This is a genomic window from Microbacterium sp. NPDC057741, assembly GCF_042798735.1.
Classification (GTDB): Bacteria; Actinomycetota; Actinomycetes; order Actinomycetales; family Microbacteriaceae; genus Microbacterium.
Genome location: NZ_JBHVJW010000007.1, coordinates 127,607 through 152,509, shown reverse-complemented (window position 1 = coordinate 152,509; position 24,903 = coordinate 127,607). Strand labels below are relative to the sequence as shown.

The window sequence follows — 24,903 nt, the reverse complement described above, 5'->3', positions numbered from 1 at the left end:
CCTAGGACTTGATGTACGGCTTGCCGTCAGCTGCAGGCGCCTTGATCTGCCCGACGAAGCCCACCACGGCGATCAGCGTCACCACATAAGGCAGCATCAGCAGGAATTCGCCCGGCACGGGGGTGCCGATGGCACTGAACGTGTTCTGCAGGTTGGTCGCGAAGCCGAACAGCAGTGCGGCCAGCGTGGCGCGCACCGGGTCCCAGCGGCCGAAGATCACCGCGGCCAGAGCGATGAAGCCCGCGCCGTTGGTCATGTCGCGGTTGAAGTGCGGCACCGACACGAGCGTGTAGTACGCGCCGCCGATGCCCGCCAGCGCACCCGCCAGCATCACGTTCCAGAACCGGGTCGGGTTGACCTTGATGCCGACGGTGTCGGCAGCCCTCGGGTACTCGCCGACCGCGCGGACCCGCAGGCCCCAGCGCGTGCGGTACAGGCTGAACGCCACGACGGGCACCGTGATGTAGAGCAGGTAGACGATCAGGTTCTGGTTGAACAGAACTGGCCCGATCACCGGGATCTCGCTGATCAGCGGGATCTTGATCTTGTCGAACTGCGGGGTGTTGTTGAGCGTCTCGGAGTTCGGGACCAGCAGGATCGTGAACAGGAACGCGGTGAGGCCCGCGACCAGCACGTTCAGCACGACGCCGACGATGACCTGCTCCACCAGGTACTTGATGGCGAAGGCCGCGAGCACGAAGGCCACGAGCATGCCGCCGATCATCGACCCGAGCAGACCGAAGAACGGGTTGTGCGCCAGGGTGCCGAACACCGCACCGAGGAAGGCGCCGAGCAGCAGCTGACCCTCGATGGCGACGTTGACGACGCCCGCGCGCTCACCGATGACGCCGCCGAGCGCGCCGAACGCCAGCGGAACCGCCAGCGAGATCGAGCCATACAGCATGTTGACGACCGGCACCTGGCCGTTGGCGTCGGCGGCGGCCCAGGTCACGAACGCGAACACGGCGAGCACCGCGAAGACGATCGGAACCCACTTGCCCGCGCTGATCCGTCGCAGCGCGGCGAACCACGACCAGATCGTGAGCAGCACCAGGATGACGGAGACGACGGCGATGACGACGTCGGCCGAGACGCTCCAGTCCGGGATCTTCAGCGCCGTGGTGCCGTCGTCCAGACGGAACACGGCGGTTCCGTGCCGCGGCACGAGCAGGAAGAGCGCTCCGAACAGCACCGTGGCGATGCTCAGCGTGATCGGCAGCTTCTTGGCGATGGGGGGAAGCACGGTACGGGCCACCACCGGTGCCTCGGCGATCGCGGTCATGCTGCCACCTCCTTCGCGGCGGCGCGTGCCGCCTGCTTGTCAGCCTTCGCCTTCGCCTTCGCGGCGCGCTCGGCGTCGCTCTTCGGCAGGAAGAACATCGCGCGCACCAGCGGCGGCGCGGCGATGAACAGCACGATGATCGACTGCACGACGATCACGATCTCCTTCGGGATGCCCTGCCCGGCCATCGCGAACGATCCGGCCTTCAGCGCGCCGAAGAGTATCCCGGCGGCGAACACGCCACCGGCCCGGCTCCGGCCCAGCAGCGCGACCGTGATCGCGTCGAAGCCGATGCCGGCGTCGAAGCCGTTGTCGAACCCCGACACGGTGGTCGTGCTGAGCTGGTTCACGCCCGCGGCTCCGGCGAGTGCGCCGGCGAAGACCATCGCGTACACGTACATGCGCTCGACGCTGATGCCTGCGGCACGTGCGGCGTACGGGTTCTCACCGACCGCGCGCATCCGGAAGCCGAGTCCGGAGCGCTCCATCAGCCACCACACGGCGATCGCTAGCGCGATCGCGAACAGGAAGCCCACGGTGAGGCCGGGGAACTGCGGTCCGAACAGCGGCGGGAACTGCGCTGTCTCCGGAGTCGGAACGGACTGGGACTGGTTCGACCCCGGCTTCTGCAGTCCAGGAGTGCGCACCAGGTATCCGACCAGGTACAGCGCGATCCAGTTCAGCATGATCGTGAGGATCACCTCATGCGCACCGGTGCGGGCCTTCAACAGACCGGCGATGCCCGCCCAGATGGCCCCGCCGAGCATGCCGACGATGACGGAGAACGGGATGTGCAGCCACATCGGCAGTTCGAACGGCAGCTGGTAGGACAGGAAGCCGACGAACAGTCCGGCGATGAGGATCTGTCCCTGAGCGCCGATGTTGAACAGGCCCACGCGGAATGCGAGTCCCACGCCGAGGCCCGCCATGATCAGCGGCGCGGCGAACATCGCCGTGTTGGTGAGCGGCCGGATGAAGCCGACGAAGCTGTTGGCCTGGAAGTTGACGATCGATCCCTGGAACAGGGCGCTGTAGCCGCCGGCGACGGCCTGCCAGATCGCGACGAACGTGTCCCCGGGCTTGGCGAAGAAGTAGCCCGCCGCCTGCTGCACCGCAGGATCCGTGACGGCGATGAGGACGCCGCCGATGATGAATGCCGCGACGATCGCGAGGATCGTCGTGACGACGCTGCCGCGGAGCAGCTCGCGCATGAACACCGCGGACCGCGACTCCGGCGGCTGCGCGTGCTCCCCCGGTCCGGGCTGCGCCATCTGTGCGGCGGATGCGTCCGCCACCCCTCCGGTGGAGGTCTTCTCGGCCGCAACCGCCTCGGATGCGGCGTTCGGGCCGGACGGAATGCGATCCGCGCCGCGAGGGTATTCGTCGCTCATGCTGCTGCGTCCTTCTCTCCTGCCATCAGGAGTCCGAGCACGTCGCGCGGGGTCGACGCCGGAACGATGTCCATGATCTGACCGCGGTACATCACCGCGACCTTGTCGGCGAGTGCGGCGACCTCGTCGAGTTCGGTCGAGACGACGACGACGGGTACGCCGGAATCTCGAGTCTCGACGATCCGCTTGTGGATGAATTCGATGGATCCGACGTCGACGCCGCGGGTGGGCTGAGAGGCGATCAACAGGGTCAGTTCACGGCTGAGCTCACGCGCGATGACCACCTTCTGCTGGTTGCCGCCGGACAGCGCGCCTGCGGGCGTCTGCGGGCCCTGGGTGCGGATGTCGTACTCGGTGATGCGATCGCGGGCGAAGGTGTCCAGCCGGGATCGGCTGATCGTCCCGGCCGTGACGAACTCCGGCGCCGAGGAGCGATCGAGCATCAGGTTCTCCGCGACACTGAACGTGCCGACGAGGCCGTCCACCGAACGGTCCTCCGGCACGAAGCCGACGCCCTTGTCGAGCACACCGCGCACGGACCGGCCGAGCAGCTCGGTGCCGTTCAGCGTCGCCGACCCGGTGACGCCCTTGGTCTGCATGCCCACGAGCGCCTCGATGAGCTCGGTCTGGCCGTTGCCCTGCACACCGGCGATGGCGAGCACTTCGCCCGGTCGCACATCGAAGCTGAGGCTGTCCACGACCAGCTGCCCCGTGGGCAGCGCGACCGTCAGGTCGCGCACCTTCAGCCCTGCGCCATCACGTACCTGCGGCGGATCCTTGTGCACGGTCAGCTCGACCGCACGACCCACCATCATCGAAGCGAGCTCGGTGTTCGACGCCGTCGGCGACGCATCACCGACGATCTTGCCGAGCCGGACGATCGTGATGCGATCCGCGACCTCGCGCACCTCACGAAGCTTGTGGGTGATGAAGACGATCGCAGCGCCCTCGTCACGCAGCTGACGCATGATCTCCATCAGCTCGTCGGTCTCCTGCGGCGTCAGCACGGCCGTGGGCTCGTCGAACACGAGCACCTTCGCGTCTCTGGCGAGCGCCTTGATGATCTCCACGCGCTGCTGCACGCCGACCGGAAGGTCCTCGACGAGGGCGTCCGGGTCGATGTCGAAGCCGAAGCGCGCCGCGACGTCGCGGACATGCTGCCTGGCCTCGGCGATGTTCAGGATGCCGGTGTCGAGACCACCGGCGCGCTTGGTCAGTTCGTGACCGAGCATGACGTTCTCGGCGACGGTGAACACCGGCACCAGCATGAAGTGCTGATGCACCATGCCGATACCCGCGGCCATCGCATCGCCGGGACCGGCGAAATGCTGCACGACGTCGTCGAGGAGGATCTCACCCTCGTCGGGCTGATACAGGCCGTACAGGACGTTCATCAGCGTGGACTTGCCCGCGCCGTTCTCGCCGAGGAGGGCGTGGATCTCCCCCGGCTGGACCACGAGATCGATGTGGTCGTTGGCGACGAGGCTGCCGAATCGCTTGGTGATTCCGCGGAGCTCGAGCTTCATATGTGCACCCTACCCAGGACTTGCGTGACACGACAGATGCGGCCGGACGGTCAGGCCGTCCGGCCGCATCAAGTGGATCGTCAGGCCTTCGGCGAGGCCACCGACGTGACCTTGATGTCGCCCGAGATGATCTTGTCCTGCAGCGCCTTGAGCTCGTCGGTCAGCCCCTTCGGCAGCTTCGACTCGAAGTCGTGGAAGCTGGACAGGCCGACGCCGCCGTTCTCCAGCGTGCCGATGTACGCGGTCGTGTCGACCTTGCCCTTGGCCGCGTCGGTGACGGCGGAGTGGACAGCCTCGCCGATCTTCTTCTCGATCGAGACCAGCGTGATCGCGGCGACCGACGGGTCGGAGACGGCGAGGTCGGAGTCGACACCCATCATGAGGGTGTCCTTGCCCTGCGCGGTGATCGCGGCGGCCGCGGACTGGTAGATCGGGCCACCGACAGGAAGCAGCACGTCGACGCCCTGATCGAGGATCGACTGCGCGGTCTGCTTGGCGGTGTCGTTCGCCGCGAAGCCGCCTGTCATCGAGCCCTTCTGAGTGTCGGCGTTCCAGCCCACCGCCTTCACGTCGGCGCTCTTGTCCTCGTTGAACTTGGCGACGCCCTGGACGAAGCCGTCCATGAAGATCGTCACCGGCGGGATCTGCAGGCCACCGAAGGTGCCGACCTTGTCGACGCCGGCCTCGTGCGACCAGGACGCTGCGGCGTAGCCGCCGAGGTACGCGGCCTGCACGGTGTCGAACAGCAGCGGCTTGATGTTCGGGGCGTCCGGCTTGCCGTCGCCGTCGGCATCGGCGCTGTCGTCGATGATCGCGTAGTTGATGTCGGGGTTGGCCTTGGCCGACTTGATGGTGTCGGCGGAGAGCTTGAATCCGACCGTGACGATGTAGGTGCAGCCCTGGCTGACCGCCTGCTCAAGGTTCGGACCGTACTGATCGGCCGAGTCGGACTGCAGTTCGACCGACTTGACGCCGAGCTCCTTGGTGGCCTTGTCCAGGCCCTCCTTGGCGGACTGGTTGAACGAGCGGTCGTTCCAGCCGCCGTCGTCCGAGATGATGCAGGGCTTGAAGTTGCTGTCGACCGGCTTCGTGGCGTCGCCGGTGCTGGATGCCTCCGGCGCCTGGCCGCAGCCGGCGAGAGCGAAGACGACGCCCGCGGCGAGGGTAGCGCCGATGAGCTTCTTGGTGGTGGAGATGGTCACTCGAGCCTCCCGGGAAAGATCCGCGCCCATCGCGGATCGATCAAAGTTACCTACTGTTTCGAACACACCACTGTATCGGGTGGCGAAAGGTTACAAAGCTGAGATGATGCGCGCCCGCATCCGTTGGGCGCGCCGCACTACAGCACGTCGCCGCGGCCGGTCAGCTTCAGCGATTCGACGACGCCCTTCACGCGCTGGGCGTGCTCGACGGTCGTGACCAGCAGGGCGTCGGGAGTGTCCACGACGACGATGTCCTTCACGCCCACGAGGCTGATCACGCGCGTCGTCTGGCTGACCAGGATGCCGCTCGCGGCGTCGCTGAGCACACGGGCCTTCGGCCCCAGCACGGCCAGGTCGTTCTTGCGACCGTTCGTGATGAGCTTGGTGAGCGAGGCGAAGTCGCCCACGTCGTCCCAGTCGAAGTGGCCCGGCACCACCGCGAGGCGGCCGCGTTCGGCTGCGGGCTCGGCGACGGCGTAGTCGATCGCGATCTTCTTCAGTCGCGGCCAGATCCGGTCCACGGCAGGTCCGCGTCGGTCTCGGTCGTCCCAGGCCTCGGCGAGCTCGACCAGGCCGGCGTGCAGCTCGGGCTCGTTCAGCGCGAGCTCCTCCAGCAGCACACTCGCCTTGGCGATGAACATGCCCGCGTTCCACAGGTAGGTGCGCTCGGCGAGATAGCTCTTGGCCGTCTCGAGATCGGGCTTCTCCACGAAGCGCTCGACGAGCGCGGCCTCGCGCGCTCCTTCCACGAGCAGCTCGGCGCCGCGCTTGATGTAGCCGAAACCCACGGCTGGTTCGGTCGGCGAGATGCCGATCGTGCAGATGTAGCCCTCGCGCGCCACCTCCACGGCATCCCGCACGGCGAACTCGAACACGCGGGAGCCACGGATCACGTGATCCGCACTGAACGAGCCGATGATCACGTCGGGGTTCCGGCGGTGCAGGATGGCGGCCGCCAGGCCGATGGCCGCTGCGGACTCCCGCGGCTCGGACTCCAGGAAGACGTTGTGGTCGGGGATGCCGGGGAGCTGCTCCTCGACGGCGGCGCGGTGCGCCCGCCCGGTGACGACGGCGATGCGATCCGCACCGGCCAGAGGCTCGAGACGGTCCCAGGTGTCGCGCAGCAGGGAGTGCCCGGATCCGGTCAGGTCGTGCAGGAACTTCGGGGCATCCGCCCTGGACAGCGGCCACAGCCTGCTGCCGATGCCGCCGGCGGGGATGACCGCGTAGAAGTCCTCGATGGGCTCTCTCATGCCTTCAGGGTACCGGCGCGAAGAAATCTTGACATCAAGATAGTTAGGTGTGCCTTGCTCGCTCCCAGCGAACGAACAGGAATAGGATGGAGCCGATCACGCGTGCCCGCTGTGGCGCGCCCCGAGTCACATCGATCAGGATCGATCAGGGAGGACGAACGTGTCCGCAAGCACTCGCTTGACACCGTCGATTTCGGAGACGACATCCAAGACCCCTCGCGGCACCCTCTATCGGGGCCGCGAAGGCATGTGGTCCTGGGTGCTTCACCGGATCACCGGAGTCGCCATCTTCTTCTTCCTTCTGGTGCACGTGCTCGACACGTCCCTGATCCGCGTCTCGCCCGAGGCGTACGACGCGGTCATCGGCACCTACAAGCTGCCCTTCATGACGTTCGGCGAGATCGTGCTCGTGGCGGGCATCGTGTTCCACGCCATGAACGGCCTCCGGATCATCCTCATCGACTTCTGGTCGAAGGGCGCGCGCTATCAGCGCCAGATGTTCTGGGGCGTGCTGGCGGTCTGGGTCGTGCTGATGGCCGGCTTCGTGCCGCGTCACCTCATGCTCGCGTTCGGAGGCAACTGATGACCACCACCGTCGCTCCCGCCCCGGCCCGCACCCGCCGCGGCTTCAACATCGAGAAGTGGGCATGGCTGTTCATGCGCCTATCCGGCGTCGTGCTGATCGTGCTGATCTTCGGCCACCTGTTCGTCAACCTCATGGTCGGCGGCGGCATCCATGCGATCGACTTCGGCTTCGTCGCCGGCAAGTACGCCACACCGTTCTGGCAGTGGTGGGACGTGCTGATGCTCTGGCTCGCTCTGATCCACGGCGGCAACGGCATGCGCACGATCGTCAACGACTACGTGACGCACGAGGGCGCGCGCAAGGCGCTCGTCTGGGCGATCGGCCTCGCAGCCGCCCTGTTGATCGTGCTGGGCACCCTCGTGGTGTTCACCTTCGACCCCTGCAACGGCGTGCTCGAGAGCGGCGCCCTGTGGGACACCTGCCAGGCAGTCGGCAAGTAAAGAGATAGGCATACGAGTGACTTCGCAGACCCAGGATTCCGTCGTCCGCGACGGCGTGCACTACCACCAGTTCGACATCGTCATCGTGGGTGCCGGTGGCGCCGGCATGCGGGCGGCCATCGAGGCCGGCCCCGGTGCGAAGACGGCCGTCATCTCCAAGCTGTACCCGACCCGCTCCCACACCGGTGCGGCACAGGGCGGCATGGCGGCGGCGCTCGCCAACGTCGAGGACGACAACTGGGAGTGGCACACCTACGACACCGTCAAGGGCGGTGACTACCTGGTCGACCAGGACGCAGCGGAGATCCTCGCCAAGGAGGCGATCGACGCCGTCATCGACCTCGAGAACATGGGGCTGCCGTTCAACCGCACTCCCGAGGGCAAGATCGATCAGCGTCGCTTCGGCGGGCACACCCGCGAGCACGGCAAGTCACCGGTGCGCCGCGCCTGCTACGCAGCAGACCGCACCGGTCACATGATCCTGCAGACGCTGTTCCAGAACTGCGTCAAGCTCGGCATCAACTTCTTCAACGAGTTCTACGTGCTCGACCTCGTCACCGTGAAGGATGCCGAGGGCAAGACCCAGATCGCGGGCGTCGTCGCGTACGACCTCTCCACCGGTGAGCTGCACGTGTTCCAGTCCAAGGCCGTGATCTTCGCGACCGGCGGCTTCGGCAAGATCTTCAAGACCACCTCGAACGCGCACACCCTCACCGGTGACGGCGTCGGCATCGTGTGGCGCAAGGGCCTGCCGCTAGAGGACCTCGAGTTCTTCCAGTTCCACCCGACCGGCCTCGCCGGCCTCGGCATCCTGCTCACCGAGGGCGCCCGCGGTGAGGGCGCGATCCTGCGCAACGCCTCGGGCGAGCGCTTCATGGAGCGCTACGCCCCCACGATCAAGGACCTCGCCCCGCGCGACATCGTCGCACGCAGCATGGTGCAGGAGGTCGCGGAGGGCCGCGGCGCCGGCCCGCACAAGGACTACGTCCTGCTGGACTGCACGCACCTGGGCGCCGAGGTGCTCGAGACCAAGCTCCCCGACATCACCGAGTTCGCACGCACCTACCTGGGCGTCGACCCGGTCGTCGAGCCCGTGCCGGTCATGCCGACCGCGCACTACGCGATGGGCGGCATCCCGACCAACAACAACGGCGAGGTCCTCGCCGACAACGACACGATCGTCCCCGGCCTGTACGCCGCCGGCGAGTGCGCGTGCGTGTCGGTACACGGCTCGAACCGACTGGGCACCAACTCGCTGCTGGACATCAACGTGTTCGGCAAGCGCAGCGGTCGCAACGCGGTCGAATACGTCAAGACCGCCGACTTCGTGCCGATGCCGGATGGCGCGGTGGACGGCGTGCGCGACATGATCGAGGGCCTGCGCAACAACGCCGGCACCGAGCGCATCGCCGTGCTGCGCAAGAAGCTGCAGGACGAGATGGACAAGGGCGCTCAGGTGTTCCGCACCCACGAGTCGCTCGAGCACGTCCTCGGCGTCATCAAGGAACTCCGCGAGCGCTACAAGAACGTGCACGTCGACGACAAGGGCCGCCGGTTCAACACCGACCTGCTCGAGGCCGTCGAGCTGGGCTTCCTGCTCGACATCGCCGAGGTCGTCGTGTACGCCGCGCAGAACCGCGAGGAGAGCCGCGGCGGTCACATGCGCGACGACTTCCCGAAACGCGATGACGAGAACTACATGAAGCACACGATGGCGTATCTGACCGGCGACCCGCACTCGTCCACGCCGGCCGACCACATCAAACTGGACTGGAAGCCCGTCGTCTTCACCAAGAACGAGGACGGCGAGTTGCGGTACCCGCCGATGGAGAGGAAGTACTGATGTCCGACGCTCTCGTGGCACCCGATCTCGACGCCGCGGCCGAAGCCGTTGACGCGGCCGCAGACAGCGGTGTGCAGTCGTTCCTCGTCACCTTCATCATCCGCCGCTTCGACCCCGAGAAGGATGCCGAGCCGCACTGGGTGGACTACGACGTCGAGTTGTACGCGACTGACCGCGTGCTGGACGCCCTGCACAAGATCAAGTGGGAGGTGGACGGCTCGCTGAGCTTCCGCCGCTCCTGCGCGCACGGCATCTGCGGCTCCGACGCGATGCGCATCAACGGACGCAACCGCCTGGCCTGCAAGACGCTGATCAAGGACCTCGACATCTCGAAGCCGATCTACGTCGAGGCGATCAAGGGACTTCCGCTCGAGAAGGACCTCATCGTCGACATGGAGCCGTTCTTCGCCTCCTACCGCGAGGTTCAGCCCTTCCTGGTCGCGAACTCCACTCCCGAGAAGGGCAAGGAGCGCGTCCAGTCCATCGCTGACCGCGCGATCTTCGACGACACCACCAAGTGCATCCTGTGCGCGGCATGCACCTCGTCGTGCCCGGTGTTCTGGACCGACGGTCAGTACTTCGGCCCGGCCGCGATCGTCAACGCGCACCGCTTCATCTTCGACTCGCGCGACGACAACGCCGGCGTGCGCCTCGACATCCTCAACGACAAGGAGGGTGTGTGGCGCTGCCGCACCACCTTCAACTGCACCGAGGCGTGCCCCCGCGGCATCGAGGTCACCAAGGCGATCGCCGAGGTCAAGCAGGCAGTGCTGCGCGGCGGACGCTGATCCGCTCGCTACTCTGAGATCGTGACCGACTCGGAGTCCTCGAACACGCCCGCGCCCAGCGCCCGCGCCAAGCGGGGCGCTGCAGCGCGGGCGGTTCGCGAGGAGCAGCATCTTCGCGAGCGCTGGGAGGCCACGCAGGAGAGTCTGCGCGAACGATTCGACGAGCCGATCTCCCGCGCCACGGAGCTGACCCAGCGCACGTTGGCGTGGTTCCCGGTGCGGGTCTGGCGCAACTTCCTGCAGCACGAGGGCTTCCTGCTCGCCGCAGGCATCAGCTACCAGACCCTGTTCGCGACCTTCGCGGCCGTGTACGTCGCCTTCGCTCTCGCGGGGCTGTGGCTTGGCAACGATAAGGATGCCATCAACGATCTCATCGGGATCATCAACCACTACGTCCCCAACCTGATCAGCGACAACGGTCTTGCCAGTGCCGATGACGTGAAGCAGATCGCCGCCAACTCCGCCGGGACGCTGAGCATCACCGGTGCGATCGCGCTCGGCACCCTGATCTGGACCGCGATCGGGGCGATCTCGTTCGCACGTCGCGCCGTCCGTGGGGTGTTCGGCATCCCACCGGACCGGCGCAACTACTTCCTGCTGAAATCCCTCGACTTCCTGGCGGCGATCACGTTCGGCGCCGGTCTGCTGATCGGCACCGCGCTCGGTACCGCCGGCACGGTCTCGCTCGATTTCCTTTTCGGTCTGATCGGCATGAGCAGTTCCTCGGCGCTGTTCAAACTGGCGGTGTGGCTGCTGACCGTCGCGGTGCTCTACGCAGTGAACACCGCCCTGATGGCGGGTCTGTTCCGGTTCCTGACCGGGACGAAGCTCACCTGGCGACGAATCCTTCCGGGTGCGTTCCTCGGCGCCGGGGCGACGACCGTGCTGCAGCTCGGCTTCGGTCTCTTCCTCGGGTACACCCCGACGAACACCCTGCTGATCACGTTCATCTTCTTCATCGTGCTGCTGCTGTGGTTCCGCCTGATCGGCATCGTGCTGCTGGTCGCGGCTTCGTGGATCGCCGTCGGTGCGCACGACAACCACGTCGCGCTGATCCCGCAGACCGAGGCGGAGCGCCTCGCGAAAGAGCATCAGGCGCTGCTGCTCGCCGCCCAGGTGCGGCTGCGCACCGCCGTGGACGAGCGCGCGAGTGCGCCCTGGTACCGCCGTTGGGCTGCCGACCGTGCGCTGCGCGACGCGCAGGACGAGCTCAAGCAGGTCGAGGACGCCACGCCTCCGCCACCCGCGCCGAAGAAGAGGCTCTCCCCCGCCCCGAAGCGCGAGGCTGGCGAGGCCTCCCCCGCAGAAGGGGATGTCCGTCCCCGTCGATAGGCTGGGTGGATGCCACATCTGCGTATCGCCTCGGTCAATGTCAACGGCATCCGTGCCGCCGTCCGCAACGGGATGCACGGCTGGCTCGACGACGCCGGCGTCGACATCCTCACCGTGCAGGAGGTGCGCGCACAGGACGAGCACATCGAGGCCGCCTTCCCCGGCTGGTCCATCCTGCATGACGAGGCATCGGCGAAGGGGCGCGCCGGCGTCGCCGTCGTGAGCCGGGCGCCCGCGATCGCCTCGCGCACCGTGCTCGGACCGGATGACTTCGACTCCGCGGGCCGCTGGCTCGAGGCCGACTTCGACCTCGGCGGCCATCCGCTCACCGTCGTCAGCGCCTATGTGCATTCCGGCGAGGCCGACTCCCCCAAACAGGTCGAGAAGTGGAAGTTCCTCGACGCGATGGAGCAGCGGATGGCGCAGCTCGGCGCCGACGGCGCACTGGCACTCGTAACCGGCGACCTCAACGTCGGGCACCGCCCCCTCGACATCCTGAACTGGAAGGGCAACGTCAAGAAATCCGGCTACCTGGCGCGCGAGCGCGCCTACTTCGATCGCTTCCTCGGTGCCACAGGCGAACCTGTGGTGGGGCAGGAGGGCGTCGGCCGGGGCATGGTCGGTCAGCTCAGTGACACGCGTCCCTACGTGGCCGAGGGCGGCGGCAAGGGGCTGGGCTGGATCGACGTGGGTCGCGCGACGCACGGCGAGGTCGACGGCCCGTACACGTGGTGGACCATGCGCGGCCAGGCGTTCGACAACGACTCCGGCTGGCGGATCGACTACCATCTGGCGACCCCGGCGCTCGCCGAGCGTGCCACCGGCTATCACGTCGCCCGCGCCGCCACCTACGCCGAGCGCTGGAGCGACCACTCCCCTGTGGTCGTCGACTACACGTACTGATCAGGTCAGGACCCAGAGCGCGACCGTCAACCCGATGAGCAAGACGACGACGAGCATGCTCGCCCCAAACGCGATCGCACGACGTCCCGTCTGGAAGGCCAAAGCGATGAAGACCGCGGACAGCATTCCGAGCAGAACGGCGATCGGAGCCAGGAAGACCGCGAAGAAGATGCTGTTGTCTTCGTAGGGCGATCCGCTTGGGGTGACTGTGATCACGATCAGGAAAGCGAACACGACCAGGGTGACCACCCCGAGAGTCCCGCCGACCATGCTCGAGAGCACACGCATCCTCTGAGCACGTCTGTCCGTTGGCGGAGCGCCGGTCATGTGCAGAGTGTCGCACGAGAGGCGTACGGGACGGAACGGGCTCACCCTGATCGGTGCCGTAACGAGATTTCGTCGTCGGAAGTGAGGGTTTTCCCTACCTCTCTCGACGGCTGCCCAGGTGGTCACCGCCAGTCGGCCGAGGCATCGTGGGCTCCATGCACCTTCGCATCCTGCTGCGCACCTGGCTCGTCTGCCTGTTCGTCCTCCTCCCGTTGCTCGCGCTGCTGCTCGTCCCGCAGCTGATGCGCAGTCGGGCCGGCAGCGAGCAGCTGCTGTTCCTCGGCACGGGCCTGCTGCTCGCGCTGCTGATCGTGGCGTTCGTGTTCGCTCCGGTGCTGTCCTCCGTCGCCGCGCCGGAGTCCGGCCGCTGGGATCGCCGGACGGGCATGCGCACCGGGGGCGAGGTGTGGCGGAAGCGGACGGGGCGCGCCGCGGCGGCGCTGGTCGCCGGGATCGCGGTCTACGCGTTCGGACAGGCCGTGGGGTACGGGGTCGGCGTGATCGTCCCGTACATCGAGGACAATCCGGCGCACGTGACCGACCCGACGCAGTCGCCATGGATCCTGCACTATCCGGCCTACGCCCTGCAGGCGGTCGTGCTGTACGCGGCCACCACGCTCGCAGTCGCCCTGTACGCCGCTCTGCTGCGTGCCACGGAACGGGCCGCTGCGCTCAGGGCCCCGGCATCCGCCCCATAGGATTGACAGCGTGACCAAACCTCGCCTCTACTCAGGAATGCAGCCCTCCGCCGACTCCCTCCAGGCCGGCAACTACATCGGGGCGCTCCTGCAGTGGCGCGACATGCAGAGCTCGTACGACGCATTCTTCTCGGTCGTCGACCTGCACGCGATCACCGTGCCGCAGGATCCCGCCGAGCTGCGCGAGAAGACCCGTCGCACCGCGGCGCAGTACATCGCGGCGGGCATCGAGCCCTCGAAGTCCACGCTGTACGTGCAGTCGCACGTGCGCGCGCACGCCGAGCTCGCCTGGATCCTCTCCACGATCACGGGCTTCGGAGAGGCCGGCCGGATGACGCAGTTCAAGGACAAGTCCGCCCGCTATGGCGCGGACTCAGCCTCGGTCGGACTGTTCACTTACCCGGTGCTGATGGCGGCCGACATCCTGCTCTACCAGAGCGAACTGGTTCCGGTCGGCGACGACCAGAAGCAGCACGTCGAGCTCACCCGCGACCTCGCCGAGCGCTTCAACAAGCGCTTCGGCAAGACGTTCACGGTGCCCAAGGCTGTCATCCAGAAGGACACCGCGCGCATCTACGACCTGCAGAACCCGAACTCGAAGATGTCTAAGTCGGCCGAGAGCGACGCCGGCGTGCTGTGGTTGCTGGATGACCCGGCCAAATCGGCGAAGAAGATCATGCGCGCCGTCACGGATGCTGAAGGATCGGTCCGGTACGACCGGGAGAACAAGCCCGGGGTCTCGAACCTGCTCACCATCTACGCGGCCCTCACCGGTCGTCAGATGGAGTCGATCGAGGACGAGTACGCAGGTCGCGGCTACGGCGACTTCAAGAAGGGTCTCGCCGAGGTCGTGGTGAACGAGTTCGGTCCGGTGCGCGAGCGTGTGCTCGAACTGCTCGACGACCCCGCAGAACTGGACCGCATCCTCGCGGCGAACGCGACCCGGGCCGACGAGGTGGCGGATGCCACGCTGAGCGACGTGTACGACAAGGTCGGACTGCTGCGCCGCGTGTGACACGCAGCGCGCTTCGTCGCACTGTCGGAACTGCGTGATAGCTTCCTGACTGGCGGGGCTCCCGCCGAACCTCCGCAGTCGGCTCCCAGCGCCGACGGCCATGGGGGCAAAGGGTCTTCCGCGCTCGAGCCGCTCACGTTCCTCATTCCGTCGGGAACCCGCAGCTGGGATGCACCGGTCCTCGACGCGGAGGTTCGTGATGACCAAGAACAGCAATCTCAAGCGCCGGATCCGGGCGCGCTCGGCGCACACCGGAGAGTCCTACACCTCCGCCCGGCGCCATCTCGTCGGCTCCGATGAGCCCGAAGGACGGCGGATCACCGTTGCCGTGGCGCAGACCACGCTTCATGACGACCCGCGCTCGGCGGAGCAGCTCCGCTCCGCCGGTGGGCGAGTGCGCCGGCTGATCGCCGCCGCGGCGGCGGCCGGTGCGGCCCTCGTGCTCTTCCCGGAGGGGGCCCTGACCTCGCCGACCCGCCGCGGAATGGCAGACCGCCTGTCAGACGACGAGGCTGACTGGAGCACCGTGGATCGCGCGGCGGTCGCGGAGCAACTGGCAACAGCATCCGCCGCAGCGGCCGAGCATCGGATCTGGGCCGTCGTCGGCGGCATCCGCTTATCCGAGGACGACGGCCGACCGGCCAACGCCCTGTTCGTGTTCTCCGACGAGGGTGTGCTCGTCGACTGTTACGAGGAGCGGATGCTGTCGCACACCAAGGCGACGTATCTGTACCGCGCCGGGACCCGCCCTGTGATCTTCGATGTCGCGGGGGTGCGCTTCGGCTGCACGCTGGGCATGGAGAGCCACTATCCGGAGCTGTTCTCCGACTACGAGCGGGCCGGCGTCGACTGCGTCCTGTTCGCCACGACAGGGCTCTCCCAGGCACCGGGGGTCTTCGCCGTCGAGGCGGCCGGGCACGCCGCGACGAACTCGTACTGGGTCGCGTACGCGGGCGGCGTCGGCGACGAGGTGTCACCGTCCGGCGTCGTCGCACCGGACGGCCAGTGGGCTGCGCGCGGTGACGGAAGCGAATCGATCGTCGTCGCCGAGTTGGACACCGCCGCGGGGCGGATCGCACGGGAGTGGCGTCGGGCCTCGCGCGCGGCCCTGTCCACCTCCGCAGAAGGCTGAGGTTCGGGATCGGTCGCGCCTAGGATTGTGGCGTGATCGATCCCTTCCCGCCGCAGCCGCCCGCCTACCCCGGATCGGGTCCGGCCCTGGTGCCACCCGTGCCGCAGGCGCCAGTCGTGCCGCCGGTTCAGCCAGGCTACGCTCCCCCGCCGGGAGCGTACGCCGTGCCGGTGGGCGGCTACCAGGCGCCCACAGGCGGGTACATCCCGCCGCAGGCACCGGCCGCGGGCTCCTCGATGCTCGGAGGGGTGTCACTGGCGCTCGGGCTGGTCGCGCTCATCCTGATCCCGATCATCGGCGCCGTGTTCGGCGCACAGATCGGCGCCGCGGCGCCGGACTTCTTCCTGAACACCTCCGGGACCTACGACGACCTCGCCGCGCTCGCCCCGGCGCGCACGCAGGTGCTGTGGGCGGAGATCGTGTTCTGGATCGGCACGATCCTCGGCATCACGGCGATCGTCCTGGGCATCGCTTCGGCGGTGAGACGACGAGGACGCGGGCTGGGCATCACCGGGCTCGTCCTCGCCGCCATCGCCCCGATCGCCTTCCTTCTTGCCACGGGCATCGGAGCGGGGTTCGGGGCGGCGAGCACCATTTCGTCGTTCTGACGGGCCGCACCCCGTGCCGCCCGCTCAGCGCGGCGCGTGATGCTTCTGCTGCGCCGCGACCAGGCCCTCAGAGACCAGCAGTTCGACGGCATCCGCGGCATCCGAGATATGGACCGGCAGCGTCTTGCGCTCCGTCGTGCCGAACGGCGCGAGCACCCAGTCTGCGGGGTCCTGCCGGCCGGGCGGGCGTCCGATGCCGACGCGCACGCGCGGGAACTCCGGGGTGCCCAGCGCCTTGGCGATGTCGCGGACGCCGTTGTGCCCCCCGTGACCGCCGCCGGTCTTGAGCTTGAGAGTGTCGAACGGGATGTCCAGCTCGTCGTGCACGACGATGACGCGCTCGGGATCGACCGAGTAGAACTTCGCGAGTCCAGCCGCAGGTCCCCCTGAGACGTTCATGAACGAGTTGAGCTTGGCCAGCACCAGCTTGTCGCCGCCGGGGCGCAGCCAGGTCTCGACGACCCGCGCCCCAGCCTTGTGCTCACGGAACCGCTCGCCTCGACGCGCGGCGAGCTCGTCGACGACCATCTGCCCGATGTTGTGTCGGGTCGCCTCGTAGCGCGGGCCGGGGTTGCCCAGACCGATCACGAGCCAGGTGGATGCCATGGTCGTCCTCTCTCAGCAGACAGTGTCGGTGATACGCCGGAGGGGACGCGAACCGATGCTCGCGTCCCCTCCGTCGAATTCACGCGCGGATCACTCCGCGGCGGCCTCCTCGGCCGGAGCAGCCTCAGCGGCGGCCTCCGCCTCGTTCTCCTCTGCGACCTCGGCAGCCGGAACGGAGATGCCGACGAGCAGCAGGTCTGCGTCGCCGACCAGCGATGCGCCCTTGGGCAGGGTGACGTCGCCGGCGGTGATGTGAGCGCCCTCCTGCAGGCCCTCGACGCTGACCTCGACGTGCTCGGGGATGTGCGTGGCCTCGACCTCGAGGTTGATGGTCGCGACGTCGACGGTCACGATGGTGCCCGAGAAGGACTCACCGGTGACGACGAGCGGAACCTCGACGACGACCTTCTCGCCCTTCTTCACGACCAGCAGGTCGATGTGCTCGATGATCTGGTGCACCGGGTCCTTCTGCACGTCCTTGACCAGGGCGAGCTGGCCCTTGCCCTCGATGTCGAGGTCGAGCACCGCGTTGGCGCGACGGATGATCAGGCCGACCTGGTGGCCGGGCAGTGCGACGTGCACGGGCTCGGTGCCGTGGCCGTAGATGACGGCGGGGATCTTGCCTGCTGCGCGGAGGCGGCGGGCGAAGCCCTTGCCGAAGCTCGAGCGGAGCTCGGCGTGGACCGTGTTCTCTTCGGACATGAGGTTCTCCTTCAAAACACGCGACGCGTGCCGCGCGATGGTCTGGTGGTCGTTCTCTCGGCACAGACACGGGAAAGCGAAACCCACCCGGTCGGCAGGACCGCAGAGCTCACATCGCCACGTCGATCACGGATGCTGCGCACGCGCAAGGCATCCCTCGCCGAGGAACTCCTCCATCGTACCCGAAGACCCGATACGCTGGGGACACCCTGTCCTGCTGAACGGAGCCACTCGCATGTTCGACGCCGCTTTCTGGTCCCACGCGATCGCCTGGCTGATCGGCCTGATGGCCGTCGGCGCCACCGTCGTCACGATCGGCGCCCTGTTCTCCATGGGCCGCTCGGGCTACCGCAAGGACTGAGCCCGCGTCACACGTCCGGCCCGCGGACGCTCGCGGCGATATCCTGAAGGTTCTTCCTTCCGCGATATCGAGGAGCGCACACGTGCCCGAAGCCGCAGCCAACATCGGAGTCGTCGGACTCGCCGTCATGGGGTCGAACCTGGCCCGCAACCTCGCCAGCCGCGAGGGCAACACGGTCGCCGTCCTGAACCGCTCCCGCACGAAGACCGACGAACTCGTCGCCGCGCACCCCGAGGCCGGATTCATCCCCGCGTTCTCCTACGAGGAGTTCGCCGCAAGCCTGCAGAAGCCCCGCACCGCGATCATCATGGTCAAGGCCGGCGGACCGACCGATGCCGTCATCGACGAGCTGGTCAGGGTGTTCGAGCCCGGCGACATCATCGTCGACGGCGGCAACGCCTTCTTCCCCGACACGATCCGCCGCGAGAAGGCCGTTCGCGAGACCGGCATCAACTACGTCGGCGCCGGCATCTCCGGGGGCGAGGAGGGTGCGCTGCTCGGCCCGTCGATCATGCCCGGCGGCTCGGACGAGTCGTGGGTCACGCTCGGCCCGATCCTGCGCTCCATCGCCGCCGTCGCCGAGGGTGAGCCGTGCGTCACGCACATCGGTCACGACGGTGCCGGTCACTTCGTGAAGATGGTGCACAACGGCATCGAGTACGCCGACATGCAGCTGATCGCCGAGGCCTACGACCTGATCCGCCGCGGCACGGGCAAGTCCCCCGCGGAGATCGCCGAGATCTTCGCCGAGTGGAACAGGGGCGAGCTGGAGTCCTACCTCATCGAGATCACCGCGGAGGTGCTCCGTCAGGTGGATGCCGCCACCGGCCAGCCCTTGGTCGACGTGATCCTCGACCAGGCCGGTGCCAAGGGCACCGGTGCGTGGACAGTGCAGACGGCTCTCACGCTCGGCACCCCGGTCTCGGGCATCGCAGAGGCGACGTTCGCACGGTCGCTGTCCAGCCACCCCGAGCAGCGGGCCGTCGCCGGCACCCTCCCCGGCCCGGACGAGACCTTCACCGTCGCCGACGAAGCCGCTTTCATCGAGGACGTGCGCCTGGCGCTGTACGCGTCGAAGATCGTCGCCTACTCGCAGGGCTTCGATGAGATCCGTGCCGGCGCCGCCGAGTACGACTGGTCGATCGACCTGGGCGCGGTGTCGAAGATCTGGCGCGGCGGATGCATCATCCGAGCGCAGTTCCTGAACCGCATCGCCGACGCCTACGCCGCGGAGCCCGGCCTGCCGGTGCTGATGACCGCGCCGTACTTCGCCGAGGCGCTCACGCGCGCGCAGTCCGCGTGGCGCCGCGTCGTCGTGGCCGCCGCGACCGCCGGCATCCCCGCTCCGGCGTTCTCGTCGTCGCTGTCGTACTACGACGGCATCCGCGCCGACCGCCTGCCCGCCGCCCTGGTGCAGGGCCAGCGCGACTTCTTCGGCGCGCACACCTACAAGCGCATCGACAAGCCCGGCACGTTCCACACGCTGTGGTCGGGCGACCGCACCGAGATCGAAGCCGAGGACACCCACTGATCGCTGCGCCCGCTCCGGGCGCAGCGCCTTCTCGAACGGGGCCGGATGCTGACGCATCCGGCCCCGTTCCGTCTGCTCAGACGATGTTGTGATTGCGGCGGAACACGTTCTGCGGATCCCACTGCGCCTTCACCGCCCGCAGCCGCTCGTACGCCGCGTCGCCGAACATGCCCGGCACGGCAGCAGGCCGCTCCGTGTCGGCGAAGTTGCCGTACTCCGCGAGACGCCCTGCCTCGATGCGATTCCAGTCCGCGGCGATGGTCGCGCGCGTCTCGTCGTCGACCAGGCCGGGGATGTCGAAACCACCGGCCATGACGAACCAGGTGGCGTGCCGTGCGGGGAATGGCGTGCTGTTCTGCGGCACGTCTCCATAGGCGCCCCCGAGGGACCGCAGGAACACGACCGACGCCGGATGAGCGGCGCGGAACGCGATCAGCCGATCGATGAGGTCGTCGTCGAGCTCGGCGAACAGACCATTGCCTCCGATGAAGCCCGGCGGGCGCTGGTCGGGGTCTTCCGGCTGTGGCATCTCCATGAGGATGTCGCGGTACGCCGGAGTCGTGATCGTGGCCTCCACGCCCTCCAGCGCACCGATCGGCGCCAGCGCCTCGCGCAGCCCGTCCTCCTCGGCCCCGGCCCAGACCGCCGCGAGGCGTGCCCCGGCCGGCGCACTCGGATCCATCGCAGGCACGTCCATGTACGTCACCGTGAGCTCGCGCGGCGCGTCGCGCAGCACGTCGCGCACGCCGCGCAGCACGGCCTTCGGATCGGTCGCACCGGAGTACTCTCCGTGCACGATCGCCGGAAGTCGGTGAGCTGCGAAGTCGAACCGCGTGACGATGCCGAAGTTGCCGCCGCCGCCGCGCAGCGCCCAGAACAGATCCGGATGCTCCGTCGCGGAGGTCTCCACCACCGCACCGTCGGCCGTCACCACCTGCGCACCGACCAGCTGGTCGACGGCGAGGCCCCAGAGCCGCGTCATCCAGCCGATGCCGCCGCCCAACGTTAGGCCGCCGACCCCGACCGACGCCGTGTCGCCCGAGCTGATCGCCAGCCCTTCCGCTCCGATCCGGGCGGCGACCGCTCCCCAGGTCGCACCTCCTCCGACGTGGACCGTCGTGCCGTCGATGTCGATGTCGTCGATCGCCGACAGCTCGATGCGCATCCCCGCATCTGGGGTGTGCGACCACGGTCCGTGCCCGCCGGCCACGACCGTGATCCTGAGTTCCTCCTGCCGCGCCCGGCCGACCGCCTCGACGACGTCGGCGACGGAACGCGCTCTGATGATCAGCTGCTCTGTCATCTCCCAGACGATAGACCGCGCTTCCGACATCCGAAACGGCGGTGCGCCGATGCCGGACGAACGGTCGGATCATCCGGACGATCCGTGGCTCACAGCCGCCGCATAGCAGAACCTATGGATTCTCGATGACTGCGGTATGACAATGGAGGCATGTCCAACGAACACCCCGAGCTGCGCCGTCCCGACGGCTCTCCGCTGCGCATCCTGGCCGTCGACGACGAGCCGATGCTGACCGATCTGCTCGCCATGGCCCTGCGCATGGAGGGCTGGGAGGTGAAGACCGCGGCGAGCGGCCTGGAAGCGCTGCAGGTGGCCAGGGACTTCGAGCCGGACGCTCTCGTGCTCGACGTGATGATGCCCGACCTCGACGGCATGGGCGTGCTGCGCCGGCTGCGCGAGTCCGGCAACCTCGTCCCCGTGGTGTTCCTGACCGCCAAGGACGCCGTGGAGGACCGTATCTCCGGCCTCACCGCCGGCGGCGACGACTACGTCACCAAGCCCTTCAGCCTGGAGGAGGTCATCGCGCGCCTGCGCGCCGTCATCCGCCGCTCCGGCCAGGTGCGCACCGACGACGAGCAGGCCATCCTGCGCGTCGCCGACCTGTCTCTGAACGAGGACAGCCACGAGGTGTTCCGCGGCGACGACGAGATCGAGCTGACAGCCACCGAGTTCGAGCTGCTCAGATACCTGATGCGCAACGAGCGCCGGGTGCTGTCGAAGTCGCAGATCCTCGACCGCGTGTGGAGCTACGACTTCGGCGGAAAGTCCTCGGTCGTCGAGCTGTACATCTCGTACCTGCGCAAGAAGATCGATGCCGGGCGCACTCCCCTGCTGCACACCGTGCGCGGGGTCGGCTACATGATCAAGGCGCCGCAGTGACCCGCGGCGCAGCCGTGAGGCAGTACCCGTGTCGCGCCGCCCACTGACGCTGCAGGCGCGGCTGATGGCCGCGGTCATCGGCTTCGTGTCGCTGATCCTCGCCATCGTCGCGATCATCACTACGGTCACCCTCGGCACGACACTGAATGAGCAGCTGAGCGACCAACTGGTGGCGAATTCGGCAACCACGACCCGCTTCGTCACTCAGGCAGAGCTGCTCGCCGGACCGAACAATGACTTCACCGCGCAGCAGGTCCTCCAGGGCAAGACGTTCCAGGGCGGATCAGGCCTGCTCCTCGCAATCGCTCCGCGGGGCGGCACGCCGTCCGGCGTCGTCCTCACGCCGCCGTCCACGTTGAAGACGCTGAGTGCGGGCGACCTGTTCGAGATCCAGAACGCGCTGCAGAACACCAACACGGCGACCGTGTCCCTGCCCGACTTCGGCTCGTACTCCCTGGTCGTCACTCGCACGCCCGATGGGACGACCGTCGTCACGGGTCTGTCCCGTGCGAACATCCAGGCGACGATGGCCCGCCTGTTCACCGTGATCGCCCTGGCGACCCTCGGCGGGCTGATCCTGCTCGCGCTCACCACCGCCGTCACGATCAGCGTCGGACTCCGTCCGCTGCGCGCCGTGGTCGCCACCGCGACCCGTGTCGCGAACCAGCCGCTGGATCGCGGTGAGGTGTCCATCACCGAGCGCGTCGCCGACGAGGAGGCCGATCCCCGCACCGAGATGGGCCTGGTCGGTGCCGCCCTGAACACGCTGCTTGATCACGTCGACACGTCGCTGTCCGCGCGCCAGCAGAACGAGGAGCGGATGCGGCGGTTCGTCGCCGATGCGAGCCACGAGCTGCGCACGCCGCTGGCGTCGATCCGCGGTTACTCCGAGCTGTCGCTGCGCGACAAGGAGCTTCCGGAGAACACGCACACCGCACTGGAGCGCATTCAGGCGCAGTCCCTGCGCATGACCCGCCTGGTCGAGGACCTGCTGCTGCTGGCGCGCCTCGACGAGGGCCGCGAACTCGGCCACGCCCCGGTCGACCTCACGATGCTGGCCGTCGAGGAGCTGTCCGATGCGCGGCCCACGGCGTCCGACCACACCTGGGAGCTCGACGTTCCGGAGGAGCCGATCGTCGTCGACGGCGACGCCGGCCGTCTGCACCAGGTGGTCGGGAACCTGCTCGCCAACGCCCGCACCCACACTCCGGCCGGAACGACGATCACCCTGAGCCTCGCGGCTGTGCCGGGCGGAGCAGAGCTGCGCGTGCATGACGACGGACCGGGAATCGACCCTAAGGTGCGCGAGGAGCTGTTCGCCCGCTTCGCGCGCGGCGATGCCTCCCGTGCGCGCCAGACAGGCGGCACCGGCCTCGGCCTGGCGATCGCCAAGGCGATCGTCGAGGGCCATGGCGGCACGATCGAGGTCGAGAGCCAGCCCGGCGACACGACGTTCATCGTGCGGCTTCCCACTGCTCCCGGCGATACTTTCTCTGCGCTATGAGACTCGTACGCGAGCGCCCCGCCTCACGCCCGAACGGAAGTCTCGCGGCCGGGTCTCAGTAGCCGGCGAAGGCGTCGGTGGTGAGGGAGTGGGCCTTCTGAAGCGCCGGCGCCAGATCGGCGATCAGGCGGGGCGGGCCGGAGATGTACGCGTGCCTGGCCGGCAGATCGGGGACGATCTGCTCCAGGCCGTCGGAATCGAGACGTACGCCGCGCGCCCACACCCAGTGCGCGGGCAGGTCCTGCGGACGATCGCGGGTGAACACGATCACCGGCACCCCGGTCTCGGCCAGCTCCTCGCGGAACGCCAGCTCGGCGGCATCCGAGGCGACGTAGATCAGCACCACGTCGCGATCCGCACCGGTGCTGTGCAGTTCACGCAGCTGTGAGACGAACGGTGTGACGCCGATGCCGGCGGCGACCATGAGCACCGGTGCCTCGCCGCGCGGCAGCACGAAGTCGCCCCACGTGCCGGTCACCGCCAGCACGGCGCCGGGCTGCGCCTCGGCGAGCGCGCGCTTGTAGCTGGATGGATGCCGCTGATCGCCGTTCTTGTATGCGACACGCAGCATCGGCAGGTCGGAGGGCGCCGACAGGATGCTGAACTCGCGGCGCGTACCACGGGCATCCGGCCGGTGATGCGGCACATCGAGCTCGAGGTACTGCCCCGCGAGGAAGCGCAGCCGGCTCTTCGTGCGGAACGTGAGCTCCTGCACGGTGGGCGTCACGAACTCGCGCTTCTCGAGCACAAGGCGCACAGAACCGCGCAGCGCGAACGCGAAGGCGAGCAGGTTGCCGATCAGCAGAGCGCGCTCCTGACCGAGCGTGAACAGGCCGGCGATCGGGATCGGCCAGCCCACCAGCACTCCGACCAACGCGGCGACCCAGAACTGCTGCCAGCGCCGCGGCGGAAGCGTCAGCGGCTCGGAGAGCATGAACGCGCCGAGGAACAGGATCGGCGACTGCAGCAGTGCCATACCGATCGCGTCGCCGAGAGCGAAGTCGAGTCCCGCCGCCGACAGCTGCACCGCCTGCCGCACCACGGACGTGCCGACCGCGATCACGGCGAACAGCAGCACCACGCGCACCTTCTCGGTGCGCCAGAGCACGAGCAGACCGAGCGCGGCGACGGGCACGGCCATCGCCGGCGTACCCACCCACCATGACGCCGTCGTGCCGAGGCCGAAGACCGACACGACCGCAGCGCCGAAAGCCGCCGGGTTGAGGATGTGCCTGCCGCGCCACGCGATCACGTACTTCGACAGGCTCGCGAGCGCGCCCGCGAGCGCGACCCCGCCCAGCCCGGGCAGCGTCAGCTGCGGCTGCAGCACGAACAGCAGGATCAGCGACGTGACCAGCGAGGACTCGATGCGCCAGGGCAGCCGCAGGATGCGCTGCGCGGCGGCGTCGACTGCCGAGATCACGATCGCGAGCACCGCGAATGTCGCCAGGAGCTCGACCGCGGAGGGGCCGACCTCGCCGAAGAACGACAGTCCGAGAGCGATGAGCGCGAGCCCGATCAGCGCGAACAGCACGAATCTGTACATCGAGATCGCGGCGAGCACGGCCAGTACACGCTGACGGAACGCGGTGAGAGAACTGATCACGGTCTCAAGTCTCCCTTATCGGGTCGCCCCGCGAGTCGAGGAACGAGCGAGACGGAACGCTTTCAGATCGACAGGCGCGTTTCCT

Annotated in this window: 24 protein-coding genes; 14 read left to right on the top strand and 10 right to left on the bottom strand. The window is 68.1% G+C overall.

From position 1 onward, the window contains the following. Position 1: 1 nt before the first annotated feature. The 5 genes from ACFVDO_RS18480 to ACFVDO_RS18460 form a co-directional block, all read right to left on the bottom strand. Positions 2-1,282 carry an ABC transporter permease gene (locus ACFVDO_RS18480; protein WP_378857390.1) on the bottom strand — a complete coding sequence of 427 codons (1,281 nt, stop codon included), beginning with the start codon at positions 1,280-1,282 and terminating at the stop codon, positions 2-4. Next, the gene (locus ACFVDO_RS18475) at positions 1,279-2,673 is read right to left on the bottom strand and encodes an ABC transporter permease (RefSeq protein WP_378857388.1); all 1,395 of its coding nucleotides are present in this window, start codon (positions 2,671-2,673) and stop codon (positions 1,279-1,281) included. The genes ACFVDO_RS18480 and ACFVDO_RS18475 overlap by 4 nt, the downstream gene beginning before the upstream one ends. Further along, positions 2,670-4,199: an ABC transporter ATP-binding protein gene (locus ACFVDO_RS18470; protein WP_378857386.1), complete on the bottom strand. Its 1,530-nt coding sequence runs from the start codon at positions 4,197-4,199 to the stop codon at positions 2,670-2,672. The genes ACFVDO_RS18475 and ACFVDO_RS18470 overlap by 4 nt, the downstream gene beginning before the upstream one ends. Positions 4,200-4,279: 80 nt before the next feature. Further along, complete coding sequence (locus ACFVDO_RS18465) at positions 4,280-5,401, bottom strand: BMP family protein (RefSeq protein ID WP_378857384.1); 1,122 nt, start codon at positions 5,399-5,401, stop codon at positions 4,280-4,282. Between the two features lie 137 nt (positions 5,402-5,538). Then, positions 5,539-6,654: a mannose-1-phosphate guanylyltransferase gene (locus ACFVDO_RS18460; RefSeq protein WP_378857382.1), complete on the bottom strand. Its 1,116-nt coding sequence runs from the start codon at positions 6,652-6,654 to the stop codon at positions 5,539-5,541. 160 nt (positions 6,655-6,814) lie between these two features. On the opposite strand from ACFVDO_RS18460, the gene sdhC reads away from it, so the two are divergent. From sdhC to ACFVDO_RS18430, 6 genes are read left to right on the top strand one after another with little or no spacing between them, the layout of a single operon-like run. Then, a complete protein-coding gene (gene sdhC, locus ACFVDO_RS18455) occupies positions 6,815-7,237 on the top strand; it encodes a succinate dehydrogenase, cytochrome b556 subunit (protein WP_378857380.1) in 423 nt (140 codons plus the stop codon). Then, positions 7,237-7,680 (top strand): succinate dehydrogenase hydrophobic membrane anchor subunit, encoded by a 444-nt coding sequence (locus ACFVDO_RS18450; protein WP_378857378.1) that lies wholly within the window; start codon positions 7,237-7,239, stop codon positions 7,678-7,680. Before sdhC ends, ACFVDO_RS18450 begins: the two co-directional genes overlap by 1 nt. Before the next feature lie 16 nt (positions 7,681-7,696). Further along, positions 7,697-9,523, top strand: coding sequence for a succinate dehydrogenase flavoprotein subunit (gene sdhA / locus ACFVDO_RS18445; RefSeq protein ID WP_378857377.1), 1,827 nt, complete (start codon positions 7,697-7,699; stop codon positions 9,521-9,523). Next, positions 9,523-10,311 (top strand): succinate dehydrogenase iron-sulfur subunit, encoded by a 789-nt coding sequence (locus tag ACFVDO_RS18440; RefSeq protein ID WP_378857375.1) that lies wholly within the window; start codon positions 9,523-9,525, stop codon positions 10,309-10,311. The genes sdhA and ACFVDO_RS18440 overlap by 1 nt, the downstream gene beginning before the upstream one ends. Before the next feature lie 21 nt (positions 10,312-10,332). Further along, positions 10,333-11,643 carry a YihY/virulence factor BrkB family protein gene (locus tag ACFVDO_RS18435; protein WP_378857373.1) on the top strand — a complete coding sequence of 437 codons (1,311 nt, stop codon included), beginning with the start codon at positions 10,333-10,335 and terminating at the stop codon, positions 11,641-11,643. 9 nt (positions 11,644-11,652) lie between these two features. After that, positions 11,653-12,546, top strand: coding sequence for an exodeoxyribonuclease III (locus ACFVDO_RS18430; protein WP_378857371.1), 894 nt, complete (start codon positions 11,653-11,655; stop codon positions 12,544-12,546). On the opposite strand, the gene ACFVDO_RS18425 is transcribed toward ACFVDO_RS18430, so the two are convergent. Continuing rightward, positions 12,547-12,873 (bottom strand): hypothetical protein, encoded by a 327-nt coding sequence (locus ACFVDO_RS18425; RefSeq protein WP_378857369.1) that lies wholly within the window; start codon positions 12,871-12,873, stop codon positions 12,547-12,549. Positions 12,874-13,028: 155 nt separating this feature from the next. On the opposite strand from ACFVDO_RS18425, the gene ACFVDO_RS18420 reads away from it, so the two are divergent. The 4 genes from ACFVDO_RS18420 to ACFVDO_RS18405 all read left to right on the top strand — a co-directional run bounded on the left by ACFVDO_RS18420 (position 13,029) and on the right by ACFVDO_RS18405 (position 16,326). Beyond that, complete coding sequence (locus tag ACFVDO_RS18420) at positions 13,029-13,571, top strand: hypothetical protein (RefSeq protein WP_378857367.1); 543 nt, start codon at positions 13,029-13,031, stop codon at positions 13,569-13,571. A gap of 10 nt (positions 13,572-13,581) precedes the next feature. Further along, positions 13,582-14,586, top strand: coding sequence for a tryptophan--tRNA ligase (trpS, locus tag ACFVDO_RS18415; RefSeq protein ID WP_378857365.1), 1,005 nt, complete (start codon positions 13,582-13,584; stop codon positions 14,584-14,586). 199 nt (positions 14,587-14,785) lie between these two features. Beyond that, a complete protein-coding gene (locus ACFVDO_RS18410) occupies positions 14,786-15,718 on the top strand; it encodes a carbon-nitrogen hydrolase family protein (protein ID WP_378857363.1) in 933 nt (310 codons plus the stop codon). A 32-nt stretch (positions 15,719-15,750) separates the two neighbouring features. Then, the gene (locus ACFVDO_RS18405) at positions 15,751-16,326 is read left to right on the top strand and encodes a hypothetical protein (RefSeq protein WP_378857361.1); all 576 of its coding nucleotides are present in this window, start codon (positions 15,751-15,753) and stop codon (positions 16,324-16,326) included. Positions 16,327-16,350: 24 nt separating this feature from the next. On the opposite strand, the gene pth is transcribed toward ACFVDO_RS18405, so the two are convergent. Together pth and ACFVDO_RS18395 are read right to left on the bottom strand one after the other, a co-directional pair. Continuing rightward, positions 16,351-16,932 (bottom strand): aminoacyl-tRNA hydrolase, encoded by a 582-nt coding sequence (pth, locus tag ACFVDO_RS18400; RefSeq protein WP_378857359.1) that lies wholly within the window; start codon positions 16,930-16,932, stop codon positions 16,351-16,353. Between the two features lie 90 nt (positions 16,933-17,022). After that, on the bottom strand, positions 17,023-17,634 hold the full coding sequence (locus ACFVDO_RS18395) for a 50S ribosomal protein L25/general stress protein Ctc (protein ID WP_378857357.1): 612 nt from the start codon (positions 17,632-17,634) through the stop codon (positions 17,023-17,025). A 235-nt stretch (positions 17,635-17,869) separates the two neighbouring features. On the opposite strand from ACFVDO_RS18395, the gene ACFVDO_RS18390 reads away from it, so the two are divergent. Further along, on the top strand, positions 17,870-17,995 hold the full coding sequence (locus ACFVDO_RS18390) for a hypothetical protein (protein WP_378857355.1): 126 nt from the start codon (positions 17,870-17,872) through the stop codon (positions 17,993-17,995). A gap of 82 nt (positions 17,996-18,077) precedes the next feature. Continuing rightward, on the top strand, positions 18,078-19,526 hold the full coding sequence (gndA, locus tag ACFVDO_RS18385; RefSeq protein WP_378857353.1) for an NADP-dependent phosphogluconate dehydrogenase: 1,449 nt from the start codon (positions 18,078-18,080) through the stop codon (positions 19,524-19,526). A gap of 76 nt (positions 19,527-19,602) precedes the next feature. Here the strand turns inward: gndA and ACFVDO_RS18380 are convergent, their stop codons facing one another. Further along, on the bottom strand, positions 19,603-20,829 hold the full coding sequence (locus ACFVDO_RS18380) for an FAD-binding oxidoreductase (protein ID WP_378859064.1): 1,227 nt from the start codon (positions 20,827-20,829) through the stop codon (positions 19,603-19,605). A 150-nt stretch (positions 20,830-20,979) separates the two neighbouring features. On the opposite strand from ACFVDO_RS18380, the gene ACFVDO_RS18375 reads away from it, so the two are divergent. Together ACFVDO_RS18375 and ACFVDO_RS18370 are read left to right on the top strand one after the other, a co-directional pair. Then, on the top strand, positions 20,980-21,708 hold the full coding sequence (locus ACFVDO_RS18375) for a response regulator transcription factor (protein WP_378859063.1): 729 nt from the start codon (positions 20,980-20,982) through the stop codon (positions 21,706-21,708). Positions 21,709-21,736: 28 nt separating this feature from the next. Continuing rightward, entirely contained in the window at positions 21,737-23,212 is a 1,476-nt protein-coding gene (locus ACFVDO_RS18370; RefSeq protein WP_378859062.1) for a sensor histidine kinase, read from the top strand. Positions 23,213-23,267: 55 nt separating this feature from the next. Here the strand turns inward: ACFVDO_RS18370 and ACFVDO_RS18365 are convergent, their stop codons facing one another. Then, a complete protein-coding gene (locus ACFVDO_RS18365; protein WP_378859061.1) occupies positions 23,268-24,818 on the bottom strand; it encodes a flavodoxin reductase in 1,551 nt (516 codons plus the stop codon). Positions 24,819-24,903 lie beyond the last annotated feature (85 nt).

Excerpts from the sequence above, each read along its gene's own strand:
- ACFVDO_RS18480 (WP_378857390.1), bottom strand. The coding sequence starts at position 1,282 with ATGACCGCGATCGCCGAGGCACCGGTGGTGGCCCGTACCGTGCTTCCC.
- ACFVDO_RS18475 (WP_378857388.1), bottom strand. The coding sequence starts at position 2,673 with ATGAGCGACGAATACCCTCGCGGCGCGGATCGCATTCCGTCCGGCCCG.
- ACFVDO_RS18470 (WP_378857386.1), bottom strand. The coding sequence starts at position 4,199 with ATGAAGCTCGAGCTCCGCGGAATCACCAAGCGATTCGGCAGCCTCGTC.
- ACFVDO_RS18460 (WP_378857382.1), bottom strand. The coding sequence starts at position 6,654 with ATGAGAGAGCCCATCGAGGACTTCTACGCGGTCATCCCCGCCGGCGGC.
- ACFVDO_RS18450 (WP_378857378.1), top strand. The coding sequence starts at position 7,237 with ATGACCACCACCGTCGCTCCCGCCCCGGCCCGCACCCGCCGCGGCTTC.
- ACFVDO_RS18440 (WP_378857375.1), top strand. The coding sequence starts at position 9,523 with ATGTCCGACGCTCTCGTGGCACCCGATCTCGACGCCGCGGCCGAAGCC.
- ACFVDO_RS18430 (WP_378857371.1), top strand. The coding sequence starts at position 11,653 with ATGCCACATCTGCGTATCGCCTCGGTCAATGTCAACGGCATCCGTGCC.
- ACFVDO_RS18425 (WP_378857369.1), bottom strand. The coding sequence starts at position 12,873 with ATGACCGGCGCTCCGCCAACGGACAGACGTGCTCAGAGGATGCGTGTG.
- ACFVDO_RS18420 (WP_378857367.1), top strand. The coding sequence starts at position 13,029 with ATGCACCTTCGCATCCTGCTGCGCACCTGGCTCGTCTGCCTGTTCGTC.
- ACFVDO_RS18410 (WP_378857363.1), top strand. The coding sequence starts at position 14,786 with ATGACCAAGAACAGCAATCTCAAGCGCCGGATCCGGGCGCGCTCGGCG.
- pth (WP_378857359.1), bottom strand. The coding sequence starts at position 16,932 with ATGGCATCCACCTGGCTCGTGATCGGTCTGGGCAACCCCGGCCCGCGC.
- ACFVDO_RS18395 (WP_378857357.1), bottom strand. The coding sequence starts at position 17,634 with ATGTCCGAAGAGAACACGGTCCACGCCGAGCTCCGCTCGAGCTTCGGC.
- ACFVDO_RS18390 (WP_378857355.1), top strand. The coding sequence starts at position 17,870 with ATGTTCGACGCCGCTTTCTGGTCCCACGCGATCGCCTGGCTGATCGGC.
- ACFVDO_RS18380 (WP_378859064.1), bottom strand. The coding sequence starts at position 20,829 with ATGACAGAGCAGCTGATCATCAGAGCGCGTTCCGTCGCCGACGTCGTC.
- ACFVDO_RS18375 (WP_378859063.1), top strand. The coding sequence starts at position 20,980 with ATGTCCAACGAACACCCCGAGCTGCGCCGTCCCGACGGCTCTCCGCTG.